Origin of the sequence: Mycobacterium asiaticum (assembly GCF_001668675.1) — a bacterium.
GTDB classification, from domain to species: domain Bacteria; phylum Actinomycetota; class Actinomycetes; order Mycobacteriales; family Mycobacteriaceae; genus Mycobacterium; species Mycobacterium asiaticum_D.
Genome location: NZ_LZKQ01000110.1, coordinates 1 through 20,438, shown reverse-complemented (window position 1 = coordinate 20,438; position 20,438 = coordinate 1). Strand labels below are relative to the sequence as shown.

At 66.7% G+C, this 20,438-nt stretch carries 14 protein-coding genes, 1 tRNA gene and 1 pseudogene; 4 read left to right on the top strand and 12 right to left on the bottom strand.

The genetic code is table 11. The features are described 5' to 3' along the window. Positions 1 to 71 precede the first annotated feature (71 nt). Complete coding sequence (locus A9X01_RS09730; RefSeq protein WP_065120565.1) at positions 72 to 719, bottom strand: HNH endonuclease; 648 nt, start codon at positions 717 to 719, stop codon at positions 72 to 74. A gap of 130 nt (positions 720 to 849) precedes the next feature. Between A9X01_RS09730 and A9X01_RS09725 the strand changes: the two genes are divergently transcribed. The 3 genes from A9X01_RS09725 to A9X01_RS09715 all read left to right on the top strand — a co-directional run bounded on the left by A9X01_RS09725 (position 850) and on the right by A9X01_RS09715 (position 3,903). Continuing rightward, positions 850 to 1,245, top strand: coding sequence for a globin (locus A9X01_RS09725; protein WP_036358405.1), 396 nt, complete (start codon positions 850 to 852; stop codon positions 1,243 to 1,245). After that, complete coding sequence (locus tag A9X01_RS09720) at positions 1,245 to 2,822, top strand: glycoside hydrolase family 13 protein (RefSeq protein WP_081282295.1); 1,578 nt, start codon at positions 1,245 to 1,247, stop codon at positions 2,820 to 2,822. Before A9X01_RS09725 ends, A9X01_RS09720 begins: the two co-directional genes overlap by 1 nt. 64 nt (positions 2,823 to 2,886) lie before the next feature. Further along, positions 2,887 to 3,903 (top strand): NAD(P)/FAD-dependent oxidoreductase, encoded by a 1,017-nt coding sequence (locus tag A9X01_RS09715; RefSeq protein WP_065120579.1) that lies wholly within the window; start codon positions 2,887 to 2,889, stop codon positions 3,901 to 3,903. A gap of 54 nt (positions 3,904 to 3,957) precedes the next feature. On the opposite strand, the gene A9X01_RS09710 is transcribed toward A9X01_RS09715, so the two are convergent. The 9 genes from A9X01_RS09710 to lipQ all read right to left on the bottom strand — a co-directional run bounded on the left by A9X01_RS09710 (position 3,958) and on the right by lipQ (position 19,454). Further along, a complete protein-coding gene (locus tag A9X01_RS09710) occupies positions 3,958 to 4,623 on the bottom strand; it encodes a DUF8010 domain-containing protein (protein WP_065120563.1) in 666 nt (221 codons plus the stop codon). Further along, complete coding sequence (locus tag A9X01_RS09705) at positions 4,611 to 5,024, bottom strand: acyl-CoA thioesterase (protein WP_065037006.1); 414 nt, start codon at positions 5,022 to 5,024, stop codon at positions 4,611 to 4,613. Before A9X01_RS09705 ends, A9X01_RS09710 begins: the two co-directional genes overlap by 13 nt. After that, positions 5,021 to 9,859, bottom strand: a complete 4,839-nt coding sequence (locus tag A9X01_RS09700; RefSeq protein ID WP_065120562.1) for an NAD-glutamate dehydrogenase — start codon at positions 9,857 to 9,859, stop codon at positions 5,021 to 5,023. The genes A9X01_RS09705 and A9X01_RS09700 overlap by 4 nt, the downstream gene beginning before the upstream one ends. Before the next feature lie 54 nt (positions 9,860 to 9,913). After that, on the bottom strand, positions 9,914 to 11,590 hold the full coding sequence (gene ettA / locus A9X01_RS09695; protein WP_065037008.1) for an energy-dependent translational throttle protein EttA: 1,677 nt from the start codon (positions 11,588 to 11,590) through the stop codon (positions 9,914 to 9,916). A gap of 67 nt (positions 11,591 to 11,657) precedes the next feature. Beyond that, positions 11,658 to 12,137, bottom strand: coding sequence for a single-stranded DNA-binding protein (locus A9X01_RS09690; protein WP_065120561.1), 480 nt, complete (start codon positions 12,135 to 12,137; stop codon positions 11,658 to 11,660). Between the two features lie 145 nt (positions 12,138 to 12,282). Then, complete coding sequence (locus A9X01_RS09685) at positions 12,283 to 14,658, bottom strand: glycerol-3-phosphate 1-O-acyltransferase (protein WP_065120560.1); 2,376 nt, start codon at positions 14,656 to 14,658, stop codon at positions 12,283 to 12,285. Between the two features lie 8 nt (positions 14,659 to 14,666). After that, positions 14,667 to 16,496 (bottom strand): HAD-IB family hydrolase/lysophospholipid acyltransferase family protein, encoded by a 1,830-nt coding sequence (locus A9X01_RS09680; RefSeq protein ID WP_065120559.1) that lies wholly within the window; start codon positions 16,494 to 16,496, stop codon positions 14,667 to 14,669. Continuing rightward, positions 16,493 to 17,968, bottom strand: a complete 1,476-nt coding sequence (locus tag A9X01_RS09675; RefSeq protein ID WP_065120558.1) for a WS/DGAT/MGAT family O-acyltransferase — start codon at positions 17,966 to 17,968, stop codon at positions 16,493 to 16,495. The genes A9X01_RS09680 and A9X01_RS09675 overlap by 4 nt, the downstream gene beginning before the upstream one ends. A 229-nt stretch (positions 17,969 to 18,197) precedes the next feature. Continuing rightward, on the bottom strand, positions 18,198 to 19,454 hold the full coding sequence (gene lipQ / locus A9X01_RS09670) for an esterase LipQ (RefSeq protein ID WP_065120557.1): 1,257 nt from the start codon (positions 19,452 to 19,454) through the stop codon (positions 18,198 to 18,200). Positions 19,455 to 19,641: 187 nt separating this feature from the next. Between lipQ and A9X01_RS09665 the strand changes: the two genes are divergently transcribed. After that, positions 19,642 to 19,715: transfer RNA gene (locus A9X01_RS09665), tRNA-Arg, on the top strand. Positions 19,716 to 19,788: 73 nt separating this feature from the next. Here the strand turns inward: A9X01_RS09665 and A9X01_RS09660 are convergent. Both A9X01_RS09660 and A9X01_RS28970 read right to left on the bottom strand, forming a co-directional pair. Continuing rightward, entirely contained in the window at positions 19,789 to 20,124 is a 336-nt protein-coding gene (locus A9X01_RS09660) for a DUF732 domain-containing protein (protein WP_065120556.1), read from the bottom strand. 24 nt (positions 20,125 to 20,148) lie between these two features. Continuing rightward, positions 20,149 to 20,438, bottom strand: a pseudogene (locus A9X01_RS28970) (hypothetical protein); the annotation flags it as partial.

Below are 20,438 nucleotides of genomic sequence, written 5' to 3'. Positions count from 1 at the left end.
AGCGTTCACGACGCAAACCGTATCCCACCCGGGGTGATACCGGGACACCTAGGACCCCGGAAATCCCAGAATCAGGCCGCGCCCTCACCCAGGTAACGGGCCCACGACGGGTCCAGCTCCTTGACCGTCGACAGCAGCCGCCAGTGCTGGCCGGTCGGCGGTAGCGGCGCGCGCCGCAGCGCCCAGCCGAGTTCGCTGAGCAGTTTGTCGCCCTTGCGGTGGTTGCACGCCGAGCAGCACGCGACGCAGTTCTCCCAGGAGTGGTCACCACCGCGGCTACGCGGCACCACGTGGTCGACGGTGTCGGCCTTGGCGCCGCAGTAGGCGCAGCAGAACCGGTCGCGATGCATCAACGCCGCCCGCGTCATCGGCACCCGGGCGCGGTAGGGCACCCGGACGTAGGACCGAAGCTGGATCACGGACGGCACCGCGATCGAGCGGGTCGCGGAATGGATGATCAACCCGGCCGGGTCGTCGTGCACCACGTCGGCCTTGCCGCAGATCACCATGACGATCGCCCGCCGCATCGGCAACGCGGTCAGCGGCTCGTAGGTGGAGTTCAGCAACAGCACCCGCCGCCGGTTCCAGATGGATGCGCTGTCGGTGCGCGACGGCGGATGGGTGTCGACACTATGGAGAGATGGCGCGGCGGCAGGCCCGGTCCCATATGCCGCGGCACCCGAACTGCGGTGGCTGCGGCGTTTGTTGCGCTGCGCCATAAATCCTCCGCCGACAGTTCACCACGATTTTCTGCAGATCGCACGCCTATTGCCGGGTCGGCGCCGTGTCGATCCGGTGAATAGCCGGAGCGTCGCGGCCACCGTCGCGGGTGCCCCACAATGGACAGCGATGGATCAAACAACAGAAACCTTCTACGACGCCATCGGCGGCGCCAAGACCTTCGACGCGATCGTCTCGCGCTTCTACGAGCAGGTTGCCGAGGACGAAATCCTGCGTCCGCTCTACCCCGAGGAGGACCTCAGCGGCGCCGAGGAGCGGCTGCGGATGTTCCTCGAGCAGTACTGGGGCGGCCCGCGCACCTACTCTGAGCAGCGCGGACACCCGCGGTTGCGGATGCGGCACGTGCCGTTCCGGATCACTGCGCTCGAACGTGACGCCTGGTTGCGGTGCATGTACACCGCCGTCGGCTCCATTGACTCCCAGACCCTGGACGACGAACACCGGCGGCAGTTGCTCCAGTATCTGGAGATGGCTGCACACTCCCTGGTCAACTCGGCGTTCTGATGGCTGACCAGGCAGCACAGCCGTGGTGGCAGTCCGCGGTGTTCTACCAGGTGTATCCGCGCTCGTTCGCCGACAGCGACGGTGACGGCGTCGGCGACCTCGATGGGCTCGCCGACCGGCTGGATCATCTGGCGTGGCTCGGCGTGGACGCGATCTGGGTCAACCCCGTCACCGTCTCGCCGATGGCCGACCACGGCTACGACGTCGCCGACCCCAGGGACATCGACCCGCTGTTCGGCGGGATGGCCGCCTTCGAGCGGCTGATCGCCGCGGCGCACGCCCGCAACATCAAGGTCACCATGGACGTGGTGCCCAACCACACCAGTTCCCAGCACCCGTGGTTTCAGGCCGCGCTGGCCGCCGGCCCGGGCACCGACGCACGCGATCGGTATTTCTTCCGCGACGGCCGCGGACCGGATGGCCTGCTGCCGCCGAACAACTGGGAGTCGGTGTTCGGCGGCCCAGCGTGGACGCGGGTGATCGAGCCGGACGGCAACCCCGGGCAGTGGTATCTGCACCTGTTCGACACCGAGCAGCCGGACCTGAATTGGGACAACCCGGAGATCTTCGACGACTTCGAGAAGACGCTGCGGTTCTGGCTGGAACGCGGGGTGGACGGGTTCCGCATCGACGTGGCGCACGGGATGGCCAAGCCGGCGGGCCTGCCGGACGCGCCGGATGCCGCCGTCGAGATCCTGCGGCACAGCGACGAGGACCCGCGGTTCAACCGGCCGCACGTGCACGCCATCCACCGCGACATCCGCACCGTCATGAACGACTACCCCGACGCGGTGACCGTCGGCGAGGTGTGGGTCCACGACAACGCGCAGTGGGCGGAATACGTCCGTCCCGACGAACTGCATCTCGGCTTCAACTTCCGGCTCACCCGCACCGACTTCGACGCGACCGAGATTCATGCCGCGGTTCAGAATTCGCTGGAGGCGGCGGCGCTGGAGAACGCCACCCCGACCTGGACGCTGTCCAACCACGATGTGGGCCGCGAGGTCACCCGCTACGGCGGCGGCGAGGTCGGCCTGGCCCGGGCGAAGGCGATGGTCATGCTGATGCTTGCGCTGCCCGGCGCGGCGTTCGTCTACAACGGTTCGGAACTGGGTCTGCCGGACGTGGATCTGCCCGATGAGGTGCTGCAGGACCCGACGTGGGAACGGTCCGGGCACACCGAGCGTGGCCGCGACAAGTGCCGGGTTCCGATGCCGTGGTCGGGCGACGCTCCCCCGTTCGGTTTCTCCACGAACCCCGACACCTGGCTGCCGATGCCGGCCGACTGGGCCGCGCTGACCGTCGGCAAGCAGCGCGCCGACACCGGATCGACGCTGGCGTTCTTCCGCGAAGTCATTCGATTGCGCGAGGCGCGAGCCGAATTCGAGGGAACCGCGATCGACTGGCTGTCCTCGCCGACCGGGGTGCTGATCTTCCGGCGCCGCGGCGGCGGCCTGGTCTGCGTGCTCAACGCCGGTGATCGGCCGGTCGCGCTGCCGCCGGGCGAGCTGTTGTTGAGCAGCGCGCCGCTGGTGGACGGCCGGTTGCCGGCGGACAGCGCGGCATGGCTCGGGTAGCCGCTCGCTCGCTTTCGGCCGCCCGCTGCTCTATAGGTGATGCATGACTTCGTACGCGTGGGCAGTGATCGGAGCGGGACCCGCGGGAATCGCCGCGGTCGGGCGGCTGCTGGACCAGGGCATCCCGCAGGAAAAGCTCGCCTGGATCGACCCTGCCTTCGGCGCGGGCGATCTCGGCGCCAAGTGGCGGTCGGTCTCCAGCAACACCATTGCCGGCACGTTCCTGGAATATCTCAACGGCGCCAAGGCATTCCGATTCTCCGAGGCGCCACCGCTGCCGCTGCGCGAGGTCGACCCGGCCGAGACGTGCGCGCTGGCACTGGTGGCCGACCCGTTGTTGTGGATCACCGACCATCTGCGCGAGCAGGTGCAGACCTTCCAGACCACGGCGACCGCGCTTTACCTGGAGAACAGGCGGTGGCGCGTCGAGACCGAGGGTGAATCCGTCATCGCCGACAATGTGATTTTGGCCGTCGGTGCGGTGCCCAGGAAACTGAACTATCCGCAGTTGGACGAGATACCGGTCGAGGTGGCACTGGACCCGGAGAAGCTCGCCGCCGAGTCGCTTGAAGGTGCGACGGTGGCCGTTTTCGGCTCCTCGCACTCGTCGATGATCGCACTGCCCCATCTGTTGCGCCATCCGGTCAAGAAGGTGATCAACTTCTACCGCAGTCCACTCAAATATGCGGTGTACCTAGATGATTGGATTCTGTTCGATGACACCGGCCTCAAAGGCCGGGCGGCCGAGTGGGCCCGGGAGAATATCGACGGGGTGTACCCGGACCGGCTGGAAAGGTACTGGGTCTCCAGTCCCGAGTTCGACGAGAAACTGCGCGAGTGCGATCGCGTGGTCTACACCGTCGGCTTCGATCGCCGGGAACTGCCGGCGACGCCGCAGTGGGGGCCGTTGGAGTACAACCAACAGAACGGGATCATCGCTCCCGGCTTGTTCGGACTGGGCATCGCCTTTCCCGAATACGCCGAAGACCCGTACGGCTACGGGCAGTATCGGGTGGGCTTGAAGAAATTCATGGACTACCTCAACAGCGTGCTGCCGTTGTGGACGGTCTACGGCACCTGAGGAGCCGTGAAAAACTCGCGCTGATTCAAAGACCCGGGCGGTGCGGCCCGCGGTTCAGCGCAGCACCAGCGACGCGGGTCCCCGCCGTCGGTACACCGACCCGAATCGGGCGTCGATGCGCAGCCAGGTCGGCAGCACCCGCACCCGGATCACTTCCTCGTCACTGATCGCATCAGCCGATGGCGGCAGGAAACCCATTGCCGTCAAAGCGAATACGCAGCGCATCGGCAACCCGACGACGGTGTCGCCCGAACTGACCTCGATGACCTCCTGATCGAGCAGCGAGACCGGCGGGCCGTGGGCGCTGCCGTGCTCGCGGGCCAATTGGGCGCCGCTCTGGGACAGCTCCAGGATTGCCTTGGCCGGTACGTCGTCGAGGTGGGTGAACCCCGAATCCGGCGGCAGTGCGCCCCGCCATGCCGAATCCATGGCGAAACCCGGTTCGACGTAGCCGTCGGCGGAGGCGCCGGCCGCCGGCCCGCGCGCCAACCCGTCGGCGCCGACCGACATGTCCTCCGGCCGCACCGTGCCGGCCACCACGCGACTGGCCAGCACATCGAAACCCGTTGCCACCCAAGCGGTCACGAGTCCGGTGGCGCGAGCTCGCAGCCGGATCACCGCGGCGTCGTCGAGGCGCAGCGCGTGATCGACGAACTTGGCCAGATCCGCGCGGTGGGCGTCGTCAGGCAGCCACAGCCCGCGCTCCGCTACCGAATCCACCGCTGCAGGTACTCCCGATGGTGCGGCGACAGTCGCACCAGCCGCTGCTCCTTGATGTGCACAGCGGCCAGCTGCGACTCGGCGATGACGGCGGGTTTGGACTCCGGGTCGGCGTTCACCGAACGCACTTCGTAGCCCAAGGTGAAGTCGACGGCCCGCAGCCGCTTGGTCCAGATGGTCACCTGCAGCGGCGAGTCGGCCAGCCGCAGTTGGTCTTTGTAGGTCACCCGCACGTCGGCGATCAGCAGCCCGATGGTGGTGATGTCGGCGCCGAACGGCTCCTTGAGGAAGGGCACCCGCGACTCTTCGAGGATCGTGACCATGGTGGCGTGATTGACGTGCTGGTACATGTCGATGTCCGACCAGCGCACCGGCACCGCTGCGACGTATCCGATGCTCACCCCGACGAACCTCGACCGCTGGTGCGGGTCATGCGCCGGATCTGCCGTGCCGCGACCGACAGGGTCGCGAGATCCGTCGCGCCGCTCTCCCGTATTTCGTCGAGGGTGCGGCGCGCCCGTTCCACCCGGGACGCGCTGATGTGCTCCCACTCGGCGATCTTCTGCTCGCCGCTCTCGTCGGGCTCGCCCACCGCGAGCACGTCGAAGCACAGCGACCGCAGGGAGGCGTAGATGTCGTCGCGAATAGCCAAGCGCGCCAAGGAGTGCCAGCGGTCGTTGCGCGGCAGTTCGGACACTGCGGTGAGTAGCGAGTCGGTGCCCAACCGGTCCATCAACGCGAAGTAGGTGTCGGCGACCTCGGCGGTCTCGATCTCGGTGATGTCGGCGATGTCGATGATGTCGAGCAGGCTGTAGCGATACAACCCGGCAGCGACCCGGTAGGCCAGATCAGGCGGCGCGCCCTGCGCGGTGAACTCCGCGGCCTCCTTCTCGACAATGGCCTTGTCGTCGCCGCGCAGCCACTCCGACATGTGTGGCGTCAGGGCTTTGACCTTCGCGGCGAAGCGGTTGATCTCGGCGCCGACGGCCAGCGGCTGGGGACGGTAGTTGAGCAGCCAGCGACCGGCCCGGTCGATCAGCCGCCGGGTGTCCAGGGTCAACCGGTCGGACAACGAAACCGGCAGATTGGCCGCGCGGATGCGCCGCCAGGTGTGGCCGACGCCGAAGATGGCGTTGGTGGCCGCATACGTGCGCACGGCGTCGATCGGTGTGACGCCGACGTCCTCGGCGATCCGGTAGGCGTAGCTGATGCCTGCGGTGTCCACCATGTCGTTGACCAGCATGGTCGTGACGATCTCGCGGCGCAGTTGGTGCCCCCGGATCTCCGGGGTGAAGCGTTCCCGCAGCGGCGTGGGGAAGTAATAGGGCAGCCGCGAGGCGAAGACATCCTGGTCCGGCAGTTCGGTCTTCAGCAATTCCTCTTTGAGACCCAGTTTCACGTGCGCCATCAACGTGGCCAATTCGGGTGACGTGAGGCCGATGCCGGCCTCGGTGCGCCGGACGATCTCCTTCTCCGACGGCAGCGCTTCGAGTTCCCGGTTGACGCCGCGCTCGGCGACGAGGTATTTGATCTGGTCGGCGTGCACCGGAAGCAGGCTGGCCGCGTTGGCTCGGCTGGTGCCCATCAGGTCGTTCTGGTCCTCGTTGTCAGTGAGTACCAGCGTCGCGACCTCGTCGGTCATCGACTCGAGCAGCTGTTTGCGTTCCTCGGCCTTGACCTTGCCGGCGGTGACCAGCGAGTCGATCAGGATCTTGATGTTGACCTCGTGGTCCGAGCAGTCGACACCTGCGGAGTTGTCGAGTGCGTCGGTGTTGATCCGGCCACCGGACAGGTCGAACTCCACTCGGCCCAGGGCGGTCACGCCGAGGTTGCCGCCTTCGCCAATGACTTTGGCGCGCACCTGGCTTCCGTTGACGCGCACCGGGTCGTTGGCGCGGTCGCCGACATCGGCGTCGGACTCCGCCTCGGCTTTGATGTAGGTGCCGATGCCGCCGTTGAACAGCAGGTCGACGGGCGCCTGAAGAATCGCGCGAATGAGGTTGGGCGGGGCCATTTCCTGCACGTCCCCGTCGATCCCGAGGGCATCGCGGACCTGCGGGCTGACCGGGATGGCCTTCTGTTCCCGGCTGTACACCCCGCCGCCCTCGCTGATCAGCGACTTGTCGTAGTCGTCCCAGCTGGACCGGGGCAGGTCGAACATCCGCTTGCGTTCCACCCAGGACGACGACGCATCGGGGTTGGGATCGAGGAAGATGTGCCGGTGGTCGAACGCGGCGATCAGCCGGATGTGCTTGCTCAACAGCATGCCGTTGCCGAACACGTCGCCGCTCATGTCGCCGACGCCGACGACGGTGAAGTCCTCGGACTGGGTGTCCACGCCGATCTCGCGGAAGTGCCGCTTGACCGCCTCCCACGCGCCTTTGGCGGTGATGCCCATGGCTTTGTGGTCGTAGCCCACCGATCCCCCGGACGCGAACGCATCGCCGAGCCAAAACCCGTAAGACTTCGCGACGTCGTTGGCGATGTCGGAGAAGGTGGCGGTGCCCTTGTCCGCCGCCACCACCAGGTAGGCGTCGTCGCCGTCGCGGCGCACCACCCCGGGGGGCGGATGGACGGCCTTGGTGGCGTGGTCGACGTTGTCGGTGACGTCGAGCAATCCGGAGATGAACAGCTGATAGCAGGCGACGCCTTCGGCGCGGGTGGCGTCACGGTCGGCGGCTGGGTCGCCGGTCGGCAGCGGCGGACGCTTGACGACGAAGCCACCCTTGGCGCCGACCGGCACGATGACGGCGTTCTTGACCGCCTGCGCCTTGACCAGGCCCAGAATCTCGGTGCGGAAGTCGTCGCGGCGGTCAGACCAGCGCAGCCCGCCGCGCGCGACCGGTCCGAAGCGCAGGTGTACGCCTTCGACGCGGGGCGAGTAGATGAAGATCTCGAACTTCGGCCGCGGCAGTGGCAGCTCGTCGATCAGTTGCGCGTTCAGCTTGACCGACAGCACATTGCGGCTGCGCGCCGAATCCGGGCGGGTGACAAAGTAATTGGTGCGCAGCGTGGCCTGGACCAGCGAGGCGAACGCCCGCAGGATGCGGTCGGTGTCCAGGCTCACCAACGCGTCGATGTCGGCGGCGACGGCGGCTGCGGCGGCTTGCGCGTCCCGGCCGCTGCCGGACGAGCTGGGGTCGAAGAGAGCTTCGAACAACGCGACCAGTGACCGTGCGGTCGAGGGGTGGTCGTTAAGGACCGTCTCGATATAGGACTGGCTGTAGGGAAAGTTGGCCTGGCGCAGGTATTTCGCGTAGGCGCGCAATAGCACCACCTGCTGCCAGGTCAGCCCGGCACGCATCACCAGTTCGTTGAACCGGTCGATCTCGACCCGGCCCTGCCAGATGGCGGTGACGGCTTCGGCGAATCGTTGCGCACCCGCCTCGCGCTCTTCGTCGGACGCCGCCAACGGGATGGTCGGATGCGGCACGATCTTGAACTGGTAGATCCACACCAGCAGCCCGTCGGGCCGGGTGACGGTGAACGGGCGCTCTTCGAGCACCACGACGCCCATGCTCTGCAGCATTGGCAGCAACTGGCTCAGCGAGGCGGTGCGGCCGCCCAGGAACCAGGTCAGCTGCGCGACGCCATGCTCGTCCCGGTCGGAGAACACCAGCTTGACCGAATCGTCGCTGAGTTCTTTGATGACGGCGATGTCGTCGATGGCCTCGGCGGGGGTGACGACCTGCTTGTACGCCTCGGAGAAGGCGCTCGCATAGTGCTCGGCATCGGCGTGGCTGACCGAATCTGTCGGCGCGGCGGCGGCCAGGCGGTCGCCCCAGGTACGGGCGGCCTCGCTGAGCAGCGCCTGGATGCGGACGCGGTTCGCCTCCGACACGTCGACGGGCCGCGGATGTGGATCGTCGGTGGGCAGCCGGACCATGAAATGCATGAGCGCCCACGGGGATTCGCTGACCCGCGCGGTGAACTCCAACCGCGTCCCACCGAATTCGCGGACCAGGATGTCCTCGATCTGCAAGCGCACCGCGGTGGTGTAGCGGTCGCGCGGCAGATACACCAGGCAGGAGACGAAGAACTGGAGCCGGTCGGCCCGCAGGAACAGCAGCGCGCGCCGTTGAGATCCCATATCGACGACGGCTTTGGCCATGGTCAGCAGCCGTTCGGCGCTGAGCGTGAACAGCTCCGGTCGCGGTACGGTCTGGATGACGTCGAGCAGCAACTGGCCCGGATGGCTGGGGTCGCTGCCGGCGAGCGTCAGCGCGTCGCGCACCCGGTGCGAGATGGTCGGGATCTCCAACACGTCGGCGTTCATCGCGGCCACCGTGAACAACCCGACGAAGCGGTGCTCGTAGACCGTGCCGGCGTCCCCCCGTGCGCCGTCGGCGTATTCGCGCACGGCGATGGCGTACGGGTAGGCGCCGTAACGCAGATAGCTGCCCACCGCCGCCTGAGCCAGCACCAGCAGCTTGGACTCGTCGGTCAGCCGGGGCCGGGTGCCGGACCGGGCCCGCAGCACACCCAGGCCACTGGACCCATCACCGACGACCAGGCCGTCCTGCACCTCGGTGCGCTGGTAGCCCAGCAGCAGGAAATTGCCATCGTTGAGCCAGCGCAGCAGCGCCGCCACGTCGTGCCGGTCGGGTGCCTGGTAGTGGCCCTCGGGGTCGTTCTCGACGGCGGCGGCGACCTCACTCAGGGTGGCGATCAATGCCGACGCGTCGGTGGCGACCCGCTGCACATCGGCCAGCACCTTGGGCAGCAGACGTTCCGCCTCCGCAAGGACCTTGCTGTCCACCGCGGGTGAGAGCTGAACGTGGATCCAGGCCTCGCCGGCGTAGGGCGAGGAGTCGTCCGACTTCGGCTCGACCCGCTGGATCTCGCCCGCGGAATCACGGCGAACCTCGAAGACCGGTGTGAGGATCGCCGTATAGGACAGGCCGAGCCGGTGCAGCAGCACGGTGACCGAATCCATCAGCATGCTGCCCTGATCGGTGACCACTTGAAGCGCCGGCCCGAACCCGCCGGGGTCGTCGGCGGGGTACACCGCCACGGAGCTCTCACCGGCCGGCCGGTGCTCGGCGAGCCGGCGGTGAGCATCCACGATCGCGGGCGTTACCAGTGCGGAGGCGGGATTCGGCGAACCCGGTTCGCTGTCGTGCGATCCGCGATAGCTGTCGATGTACGCCTTGGATACCCAGTCAGGTATTCCGGACCGCTGCGTGAACGTGCTCCACGCCGCGACGTCATCTCTTGCTCCGGGATCGATCGTCATTCCGATTGCTCCCCACTCGCGACGGGTACCGCTGGGCTAGTGCCGGACCTGACACTAGTCCCGTGTCAGCTTGCGGTGGGTCACTCGGTGCGGACGCGCCGCGTCGGCTCCCAGCCGCTCCACCTTGTTCTCCTCGTAGGCGCCGAAGTTGCCCTCGAACCAGAACCACTTGGCCTCGTTGTCGGCGTCACCCTCCCACGCGAGGATGTGCGTGCAGGTCCGGTCGAGGAACCAGCGGTCGTGGGAAATCACCACCGCGCAGCCCGGGAAATTCACCAGTGCGTTTTCCAGCGAGCTCAGCGTCTCGACGTCCAGGTCGTTGGTCGGTTCGTCGAGCAGGATCAGGTTCCCGCCCTGTTTGAGGGTCAGGGCCAGATTCAGCCGGTTGCGCTCGCCACCGGACAGCACGCCCGCAGGTTTCTGCTGGTCGGGACCCTTGAAGCCGAACGCCGATACATACGCCCGGGACGGCACCTCGGTTTGTCCAACCTCGATGTAGTCCAGGCCGTCGGAGACCACCTGCCACACCGTCTTCTTCGGGTCGATGCCGGAGCGCGTCTGGTCGACGTAGCTGAGCTTGACCGTCTCGCCGACCTTCACGGTGCCGCTGTCCGGCTCCTCCAGCCCGACGATCGTCTTGAACAGCGTCGTCTTGCCGACTCCGTTGGGCCCGATCACGCCGACGATGCCGTTGCGCGGCAGCGTGAAGGACAGGTCCTTGATCAAGGTGCGGCCCTCGAAGCCCTTGTCGAGGTGGTCGACCTCGACCACCACCGAACCCAGGCGCGGGCCGACCGGGATCTGGATTTCCTCGAAGTCGAGCTTGCGCGTCTTCTCCGCCTCTGCGGCCATCTCCTCGTAGCGCTGCAATCGAGCCTTGCTCTTGGCCTGTCGGGCCTTGGCGCCGGAGCGGACCCAGGCCAATTCCTCTTGCAGGCGCTTCTGCAGCTTGGCGTCCTTACGACCCTGAACCGCGATCCGCTCGGCCTTCTTCTCCAGGTAGGTCGAGTAGTTGCCTTCGTAGGGGTAGGCGCGGCCGCGGTCGAGCTCGAGGATCCATTCGGCCACGTTGTCCAGGAAGTACCGGTCGTGCGTGACCGCGAGGATCGCGCCGGCGTAGCTGGCCAGGTGCTGCTCGAGCCACTGCACGCTTTCCGCGTCGAGGTGGTTGGTCGGCTCGTCGAGCAGGAGCAGGTCGGGCTTGGACAGCAGCAGCTTGCACAGCGCGACGCGGCGCCGTTCACCGCCGGACAGGTTGGTCACCGGCTCGTCCGGCGGCGGGCAGCGCAGCGCGTCCATGGCCTGCTCGAGCTGGGAGTCCAGGTCCCACGCGTCGGCGTGGTCCAGGTCCTCCTGCAGACGGCCCATCTCCTCCATCAACTCGTCGGAGTAGTCGGTGGCCATCAGCTCGGCGACCTCGTTGAAGCGGTCGAGCTTGACCTTGATCTCGCCCAGACCCTCCTCGACGTTGCCGCGGACGGTCTTCTCCTCGTTCAGCGGCGGCTCCTGGAGCAGGATGCCGACGGTTGCGTCGTTGGCCAGGAAGGCATCACCGTTGTTCGGCTTGTCCAGTCCGGCCATGATCCGCAAGACGCTCGACTTACCGGCCCCGTTGGGGCCGACGACGCCGATCTTGGCGCCCGGGTAGAAGCTCAACGTCACGTCGTCGAGAATCACCTTGTCGCCATGCGCCTTGCGGACCTTCTTCATCGTGTAGATGAACTCAGCCATGCCGCGGTGTTGCCTTTCTGATCTTTCGGAAATATCCGCGGCCCATCCTATGCACCGCCGGGAAACGCTAGGCCGACAGTGGCAGCCCGCCGGGTCCTGCGGCAACGTCGCCAGCCTGGTCGGGGTGGCTGCCGCCGGGGACATCGGTGCCCGACGCGGCGCTCGGAGCCGCCTCGGGAGCCGGACCGGTGTAGCGCTGCTTTTCGATGCGGGCGATGGTGCGCGCCAGGTCCGGCCCCACCGCTATCGCCCGCATTTCGGTCGACGAACGGGGATTGCCGTCACGGTCCTCGTACTCGCTGGTGTAGAGGTGGCCGTAGGCGATCACCGGTGCGCCCTTGCCCAGTGCGGCACCCACACCGGTGACCAGCCGGCCCCAGCAGTTGACGGTGACGAACAGCGAGTTGCCCGGCTCCCAGCCGCCGTCGCTGGTGCGGCGACGGGAGTTGCTCGCCACCCGGAACTTGATCAGCTCCTCATTGCCAACCTGCCTGCGCTGGGGATCGGTGACGATGTGACCGACGATGGTGAACGGTGTCTCGAACATGTGGGCTCAGTTTCCTTCCGCGAAATCGCTTGGTCGTGCTCGGTGTTGAGCCCATTGAGCCCGCGGCCACCGACGAAGCGGGCCGCGCGGCACCGAGGCAGAGGCGAACCTGTGGACAAAGCCGCGACTGTGGATGAGTCGGCGGTCAGGCGGGCGTGGCGCTGCCCGTCTCGCGCTGGGGGCGCATCCGCTGCCGGCGCGCTTCGACCTCCCGCTCGACGAACCGATTTCGGGCGATCTGGCCCACGTAGGTGAAGTCGCGCAGGATGTCACGCAACTCGCGCCGGAACGCGCTGCGCCGCTCGAACAGGTCCGGTGCGGGCGCGATCAGGTCCTGGTCGGTGACGACCTGGCGGGCGGTGGCGAACAACAACGTCGACACCGACTCACTGCTGCGCACCCGTCCCTGCGCGACGTACTGGCGACCCACCCCGAGGGCCAGGTCGGTCAACTCCTTCTGGCCGATGTCGGGCGGGGCGTCGCGCAATACGTCGGCGACGATCTCGTAGGCCTCGAAGAACACCCGCAACATCGCTTCGGAGATCAACGGCCGCTTGACGTACAGGATCTTCTCGATCTCGTCGCCCCCGGCGGCCACGTGCGCTTCCCAATCCTGGTGCCACGCCATCTCCCGAGCAATGTTTTCCCGGAACGCCGCCGAGTCGGCGAAATAGAAATCGAACTTCAGCAGGTCGCGCAGCCGCATCGCCTGCGCCCAGAACGCCTCGACCCGGTCACCGGTGGCGTGCCGAGCGTGCGCCAGCGCCAGTTCAACGATGGAGGTTTCCAGGAATGCGTGGATGACCGAGTTCCGGTAGAACGCCGCGGCGTGTTCGTCTTCCGGGGCGATGTACCACACCGGCTCCCGGCCGCTGTCGACCCGAGTTACCGGGTGGCCGTTGGACAAAGCGTCCACCGCCGCATTGACGCCCTCGCGCGAGCGCAGCCGCAAGGCACTGGTGGACACGGGGGTCTGCTTGCGGTCGAGGTAGTCCAACGACTCCTGCAGGGTGTGGTGCAGCTGATCCAGCGTGAGCGCCAGCCCCCTGGTGGTCAGCAGCAGCGCGGATACCAGACCGGTCGCCGTCACCGGGGTGGACTGCAGGATCCGCCACGCCACCTCGAACGACATCTTTTGCAGCGCAAGGCGTTTGGCCGCTTCATCGCGGGCCAGCGGACCGTTGGGCGGGCCGAGGTACTGGCGCATCGAAACCGCTTCCGGGAAGCGGACATAGATCTTGCCGTAGTTGCGTTCGCCCTGGGCCTTGATGAAGTTGTAGAGCCAGCTGAAACCTTCGGGCGTCTTCTCGGCGCCCTGGGCGTACGCCGCATACTCGGCGATCTCGTGCAACTGGTCGAAGCAGATCGAAACGCCCTGTAACAGGATGTCGTCACTGCGGCCATCCAGATAGGCGTCGGCCACATAGCTCATCAGACCGAGCTTGGGCGGCAACATCTTTCCGGTCCGCGACCGGGTGCCTTCGATGGACCAGCTCAGGTTGAACCGCTTTTCGACGATGTAGCCCACGTACTCCTTGAGGACGTACTTGTACAGCGGGTTGTCGCCGATGTTGCGCCGAATGAAGATCGTCCCGGACCGGCGCATCAGCGGTCCCATCACACCGAAGGACAGGTTGATGCCGCCGAACATGTGGACCGGCGGTAACCGATTGTCCTGCATCGCGACTGGCACCACGGCGCCGTCGATGTAGGACCGGTGGGAGAACAGCAGCACGGCCGGGTGCGCTTCCAGGGCGGCGCGCATGGCGGCGACCTGATACTCGTCGTAGTCGAACTCCGGATCGAAACCGCGGCTCAGCAATCGGCCGAGCACCGAGATGACGTCCACCGACGCTTGGCTCCAGCCGGTCGCCAGTTCGTCGAGCATCTTGCCGGCTTCCTCGACGGTGGCGCCGGGAATGTTTTCCAGGCCGGCACGAAAACGCGTCGAGGCCAACATCTCCGGCTTGACCAGGCGAGGAGATTTGTATTGCGGGCCCAGGATCCGGTATTCCGCGCGGGCCAATGCCAGCAGCGCCCGGCGACTGACGAATTGCGCGAATTCCGCGGTGTTTTCACCGACGGTGGTGTCACGCCACTGCTGCCGAAGCTCGGACACCTTGGCCGACTCGCCGGCCACCACCCGGGCGCGCCACGGTTCGGTGCGCAGAATGCGCCGTTGCTGACGTTGGCTGGGATGGTAGGGATCTCGGCCGGGAAGGAGCGCGGACAGCTTGGCCGCTCTGCCCCGGTCGGCGGCCGGCAGCCAGAACACCCGCACCGGCACGATCGACCGGTCGCTACTGGATTCGAATTCCTCGACGAGCGCGGTCAGACTGCTCGGAGGCGCATCCTCCGGCGGCAGCTTCAACACGTCGAACTTGATCTCGGGATGGCGGGCACGTTGCTGGCGCAGCCACTCCATGACCAGTTGCATCTCGGCAGGCGTGTCCATCGAGGCAAGCACGAGCGCATCTTCAGCGGTCAGGACTGCGCTGGTGTCGGCGGCCGGCTGCGTCACAGCCGTCCTCAGGGCTTAGGGGTCGACGGGTCGACGGTGTCGGCCTGGTTCGTACTGGACTGTTGCGCCTCGCCGTTGCTGTGCAGGACGTCATCCTCAAGGTGGACATCGTCTTTCAAGTCGACACTGGATTCGTGCGGGGTCTTGTCGGGTGTCGTCCGCGGGGTGATCTTGCCGGCCTTCTTCGGCGCAGCCTTTTTCGCAGCCGCCTTCTTCGCGGCGGTCTTCTTGGCCGGGGCCTTTTTGGCCGGAGCTTTCTTCGCGGCCGCCTTCTTGGCCGGCGCCTTCTTCGCGGCCGCCTTCTTTGCCGCTGCCTTCTTCGCCGGCATCTTCTGGTACAGAGCGACTTCGGGCAACTCGTCGACCGGCCAATCCGCCAACGTGTCCAGGTAAAGCTGGCGGATCTCGGCGATGCGGTCCGGCAAAGTGTCCAGGGTCCAGTCCTCCACCGGGATCGGCGGGAACACCGCGACGTCGACCGTGCCCGGGTTCAATGTGGTGGAGTTGCGGGACGCGATGATCTCGGCATTGCGAATCACGATGGGCACGACGGGAATTCCGACCGCCATCGCGATGCGGAACGGCCCCTTCTTGAACGGGCCGACCTCCGTCGTGTCCAGTCGGGTGCCCTCCGGGGCGATGACGATGGACAGCCCGTTCCTGGCGCGCTCCTCGACCGTATGCAAGGTCTCCACGGCGGAATTCGGGTCGTCGCGGTCGATGAACACCCCGTCGAGCAACTTGCCCATGGTGCCCATGATGGGGTCGCGCTCCAGCTCCTTCTTGCCCACCCCGACCCAGTTGTCTTTGACCAATGCGCCGGAGATGATCGGGTCAACCTGGTTGCGGTGATTGAAGATAAAGACCGCGGGCCGCTGCGCGGTGAGGTTCTCCCGCCCGACCACATTGAGGTGCACACCGCAGGTGGCCAACAACAACGCGGAGAAGTTCGACGTGAAGAAGTTGACGCCGCGCCGGCGGTTGCGGGTGAGCAATCCCAGCCCCACCGCGCCCGCGGCGACCGGGAACATGGAACTGAAACCCGCCAGGGTGCGGATCTGCCGTCGCAGGCCGACGCCCCCGCGGCTCTCGAATTTCAGGATCGGCCACCCCCGCCGCCTGGCGACGGCGGCCATTTTGCCCTCGGGGTTGGTGGGCCGTGGATTGCCGACCAGATACATCAGGGCGACGTCCTCGTCGCCGTCGGCGTAGAAGTAACTTTCCTTCAGGTCGATGTCGTGCTCAGCCGCAAACTTCTGCACCGCAGCGGCTTTGCCGGGTCCCCACAGGATCGGCTTGACCACGCCGCCGGTGAGCAGCCCGTCCTCGTTGACTTCGAACTTGTTGGTGAGCGTGTTGGTGATGCCCAGGAAGCGCGCCACCGGGTTGACCTGAATGGTCAACGCTGAGGAGCTCAGCACCACCGTGTGTCCGCGAGCGACGTGCGCACGCACCAATTCGCGCATCTCCGGGTAGATCCGGGATTCGATCCGCTGGTTGAACAGCCGCTCACCGATCTCGTCCAGATCGGTGAGCAACCTTCCGGCCAGCGCCATGGACGCCTTACCGATCAGATCCTCGAACTCGATCCGCCCCAGGGTGTGGTTCAGCGCGCCGGTGATCATGCTGAGCAGCTCCCCGATGCCGATGTCGCGGCGGCGCAGCCGTTCCTGGGTCAGGATGACCGCGGTGAAGCCCGCCACCAGCGTCCCGTCCAGGTCGAAGAACGCACCGACCTTGGGACCCGGTGGGCTCGCCATGATCTCGGCCACCGAACCGGGCAACCGCAGATCCCTGGGTGGTTGACGCGTTGCGTCGTCCTTCTCGTCGGCGCTCATGAGCCCGACACCGATCGAGCGGCCGCATCCGACGGCTCGGCCTCGAACGAGGCGGCCACGGCGCGCGGCGGCGGATCACCGGCCAGCGCGAGGATTTCGTTGAACGCCTCGAGCAGGCATTGCGCGAAGAGCTCGTCTTTTCGCACCGACGCCCGGTCGTAGCGCACGGTGATCGTGCACCAGCCGCCACGGGAGATCAGCACGACCATCATGGCCACACCGGGCAGCGGCCCAATACCGTACTGCCGCAGCACTTTCGCACCGGCGATGAAGGTATCCCCCGGGTAGACCGGGACATTGCTGGCCTGCACGTCAGAACCGATCACCGAACCGCTGAGACCTTCGAGCACCGCCGTCGGCAGCACGCTGAGCACCGGCGCGATGGAGCCGACGATGTTCATCGCCGGTTCGTCGCGCCGCTGCGTCATCTGCGCGCGGATCTTCTTCATCCGGGCGACCGGGTCGACGGTGCCCACCGGAGCCGCCAGGTTGACGCCGGTGAACTGATTTCCGCCGGCGGCGTCACCGTCTGAACGCAGGTTGACCGGGACCGCCATGGGCAGCGTGCTGATCGGCACGCCGAGGGCCTCGTGGTAGCGCCGCAAGGCGCCGCACAGCCCGGCGAGGTAGGCGTCGTTGATGGACCCGCCGCCGGCTTTCGCGGCCTTGTGCAGGTCGGACAGCCGAATGTCGATCGCTTCGGTGCGGGTGGTCAGGCTGCGCCGGCGCAGCAGTGGCGACGGCTCCGCGGCCCGATTCATCACCCGCGCGCCCGACATCGCGTAGCCGAGGATGCCTGAGACGGTCGACACCGGGTCCAGCACCGCGCGTCCGGCCACCGACACCGCACCGGTCAGAGCGCCGAGCGCGCCGCCGACCATCGCGAGCGGCAAATGGTTGAGCCCTTGCCGCATCAGATCGTTGGGAGTCAGATCCTGCGGGATGGGCTGTGGCGGGACCGGCCTGGGGTCCGGATCCCGTTCCAGGTCGTAAATCTCGGCAAACATCTCCACCCCGCCGACACCGTCGGTGACCGCATGGCTGAGGTGCAGCAGCGTCGCCGCCTTACCGTCGGGCAATCCCTCCACCAGGGTGGCCGTCCACAGTGGCCGCGATATGTCCAGCGGCGATTGCAACATCACCTCGGCCAGATCGAAGACCTCGCGCAGGGTGCCCGAGCCACTGACGTGGAGCCGTCGTACGTGGAAGTCGAGGTTGAAGTCGGGATCGACCACCCAGCGCGGCGCCGCGGTCGGCAAAGTCGGTACCACTACCTTCTGCCGTAGCCGCAACACCTTTCGGGAGGCGTTCTCGAATCGGTTTCGGAAGCGTTTCCAATCCGGTGTGGTGTCGAGGATTTCCAGCGCCATGATGCCCGAGCGGGTCCGTGGATTGGCCTCGCCCCGGTGCATCAAATAGTCGACCGGTCCAAGCTCGTCAGGTAGCTTGACCGCGCCCTTGGACTCAGCCACGATCGAGACCCTCCGCGAGCCGGGTTTCTCGGCACCTCAACCCTCTCACCGCTGATCAATCCTCCTGCTATCGGGCCCCGCCACCAGAATGCCAGCCCAACGCTAGTCCGGTTCCGCCGGTGGTGAAAGTGACGATGCACTCAGTACCGTGGGCGACAGTCGCCGAGTCGCGAGACACGCTGTGGCGCAGCGATATTGCTTTGGCAACGCCCGGTCGGGTTGCGGCGGTTCAGCTGGCCGGGGTCGCCGACAGCGCCAACGAGTCGAGCAACGAGCTCTCCCGCCGGCCGTACACGACGCCGAGGAAGTCGGCGACGGCGTCGGCGGCCAGCCGGGAGCGGACGGTCGGGGTGATGTCGAACGCGTGATGGGCGTTGGCCAGTTCGGCGTAGGCGACCGTCGGCGCACCGGCGCCGCGCAAGGCCGCGCAGAATGCCCGGGCCTGCCCACTGGGGACCAGCTCGTCCTTTTCGCCGTGCAGCACGAAGAACGGCGGGGCCTCGCTGTGCACGTAGGAGACCGGCGAGGCCTCGATGAAGCGTTCTGGCTGGTGGTCGTAGCGGGCCTTCATGACGAACTGCTCGAGGAACGGCAGCATCAACTCGTGCATGTTGTCGAAGTCGGTGAAGTCATACACCCCGTAGTACGGCGCGACCGCCTGAACCGTGGTGTCGGCGCGCTCGAAGCCCGGCTGGAACCGCGGCTCATTGGGAGTGAGCGCGGCCAGCGACGCCAGGTGCCCGCCGGCTGATCCTCCGGTGATCGCGATGAAGTCCGAGTCGCCGCCGTAGTCCCCGATGTTCTCCCGGACCCAGGCGATGGCTCGTTTGACGTCGATGATGTGGGCCGGGAACTTCGCCCGCGGGCTCTTGCTGTAGTTGATCGACACGCAGATCCAGCCGAGTTCGACCATCCGGCTCATCAGCGTGTACGCCTGCGGTCGCTTCCCGTTGACGCTCCACGCGCCGCCAGGGACCTGGATGAGGACCGGTGCCCGGTGACCGGGGGCAAGGTCGGGGCGGCGCCAGATGTCGAGCAGGTGTTCGTTGCCACCGGGCCCGTAGGAGATGTTGGAGGTCTTGGCCGCGTAACGGCGGTGCGGGCCCGGCTTGGGCCGCGGCAGCCTGCTGCGGCGAATGACGGAGGGGTCCGTGGTCGGGTGATACACCTGCTCCCGGAAGCTCGACCCAAACGACTCCTCCAGTGCCGCGGTGAGCGCCAGGTCGGCACGCTGGGCCGCCCAGGTGGTGCCGACCCGGTTGATCGCCGGCGGGGCGATCCGGCACAACGCGTGCCCGGTGACGACGTGCGGAGGGAATTCCGTGGCCAACCACCCGGCGATCCAACCGGCGGCGAATGGCGACCCGCGTAGCAGCAGGGCCCCGGCCCGATAGGTGTCCTTGGCGTCAGCCGCCAATTCAGCACCCTGTCGTAGCGCCTCAGCACCGACTCGCGAGCACCGCGCAGTCACACTGGACAAGCACATAACTAGGTTCCACCCCTCGACGTCAGGCACACGCGTCGTTGCGGTTACCGGCCGAGGGCGGCCGATTATGTACGTGTGTCGAGGCTCACACAATAACCCGTAATTGGCCCTCCCAAACATCTTTCGGGCGCGTGTTGTTGCGGTCGCGGCCAGGGATTCGGCCGTTGGATAGACTGACCTGCACATTGCCTCCGTAGCTCAGGTGGATAGAGCAAGGGCCTTCTAATCCCTAGGTCGCACGTTCGAGTCGTGCCGGGGGCGCTGGTGGGGCGCGTTATGCCTCGAGTGATCCCTGAGACTTCTGTTACGGATGATGCGCGACGCGTGGGCGGAACTACTCCACCGACTCAAGCGCCCGCGGGCAGTACGACTTCGCCGAAATCGTCGCGAACTGCGCGGCCCCCTTGCTGCTCAACCCGGGATTGTTATCCCGGATGTCGTTGATGAGCTGCAGCCCCGACACGCCCCGAGAAACAAAGCCGCATACGGCTTTGCCCGCGCTGATGGCCTGACTCGGATCCTGAAAATTGATCCCTACCCCATGCAGGTCGTCAAGAAAGACTTCGTTGTTCTCATCGGTGGGCGGCTCATCGAAGCCGGGATCGGCGTGCGCGGGTACCGCCATGGCGATGCCCGCCATTACTCCGAGAAGCGCCAGCAGCAGCTTCATCGCGTCCTCCTTCGCTGTGCGGTCCTAACCGGACTGGATTTCGGCCGTCGCGGCGACTTCCTGGTCATCCCTGACGTGCACCGCGTGCACGCCCGGTGTCTTTCGCAGTTTGGCGACCAGATCATCAAGGCCTGCCTCGTCGACACTCCAGTGCTGCACCTTGTCGGGCTGCTCCTGCAGCTGAGCGATGATGCGGTCGAGCTGGACCGGCTCCGTCCGGTGCTCGGAGAGCTTCGCGCCGGCCTGTTCAACGAGGCGAATTTGGGCAGTTTCACCGGCGGCGTGCTGGGCAACACGCCCGCCCGGGTCATCAA

What these genes read in the sequence shown, in the direction of transcription:
- A9X01_RS09730 (WP_065120565.1), bottom strand. Translation starts at nt 719, where the DNA reads ATGGCGCAGCGCAACAAACGCCGCAGCCACCGCAGTTCGGGTGCCGCG.
- A9X01_RS09725 (WP_036358405.1), top strand. Translation starts at nt 850, where the DNA reads ATGGATCAAACAACAGAAACCTTCTACGACGCCATCGGCGGCGCCAAG.
- A9X01_RS09720 (WP_081282295.1), top strand. Translation starts at nt 1,245, where the DNA reads ATGGCTGACCAGGCAGCACAGCCGTGGTGGCAGTCCGCGGTGTTCTAC.
- A9X01_RS09700 (WP_065120562.1), bottom strand. Translation starts at nt 9,859, where the DNA reads ATGACGATCGATCCCGGAGCAAGAGATGACGTCGCGGCGTGGAGCACG.
- ettA (WP_065037008.1), bottom strand. Translation starts at nt 11,590, where the DNA reads ATGGCTGAGTTCATCTACACGATGAAGAAGGTCCGCAAGGCGCATGGC.
- A9X01_RS09690 (WP_065120561.1), bottom strand. Translation starts at nt 12,137, where the DNA reads ATGTTCGAGACACCGTTCACCATCGTCGGTCACATCGTCACCGATCCC.
- A9X01_RS09680 (WP_065120559.1), bottom strand. Translation starts at nt 16,496, where the DNA reads ATGAGCGCCGACGAGAAGGACGACGCAACGCGTCAACCACCCAGGGAT.
- lipQ (WP_065120557.1), bottom strand. Translation starts at nt 19,454, where the DNA reads ATGTGCTTGTCCAGTGTGACTGCGCGGTGCTCGCGAGTCGGTGCTGAG.
- A9X01_RS09660 (WP_065120556.1), bottom strand. Translation starts at nt 20,124, where the DNA reads ATGAAGCTGCTGCTGGCGCTTCTCGGAGTAATGGCGGGCATCGCCATG.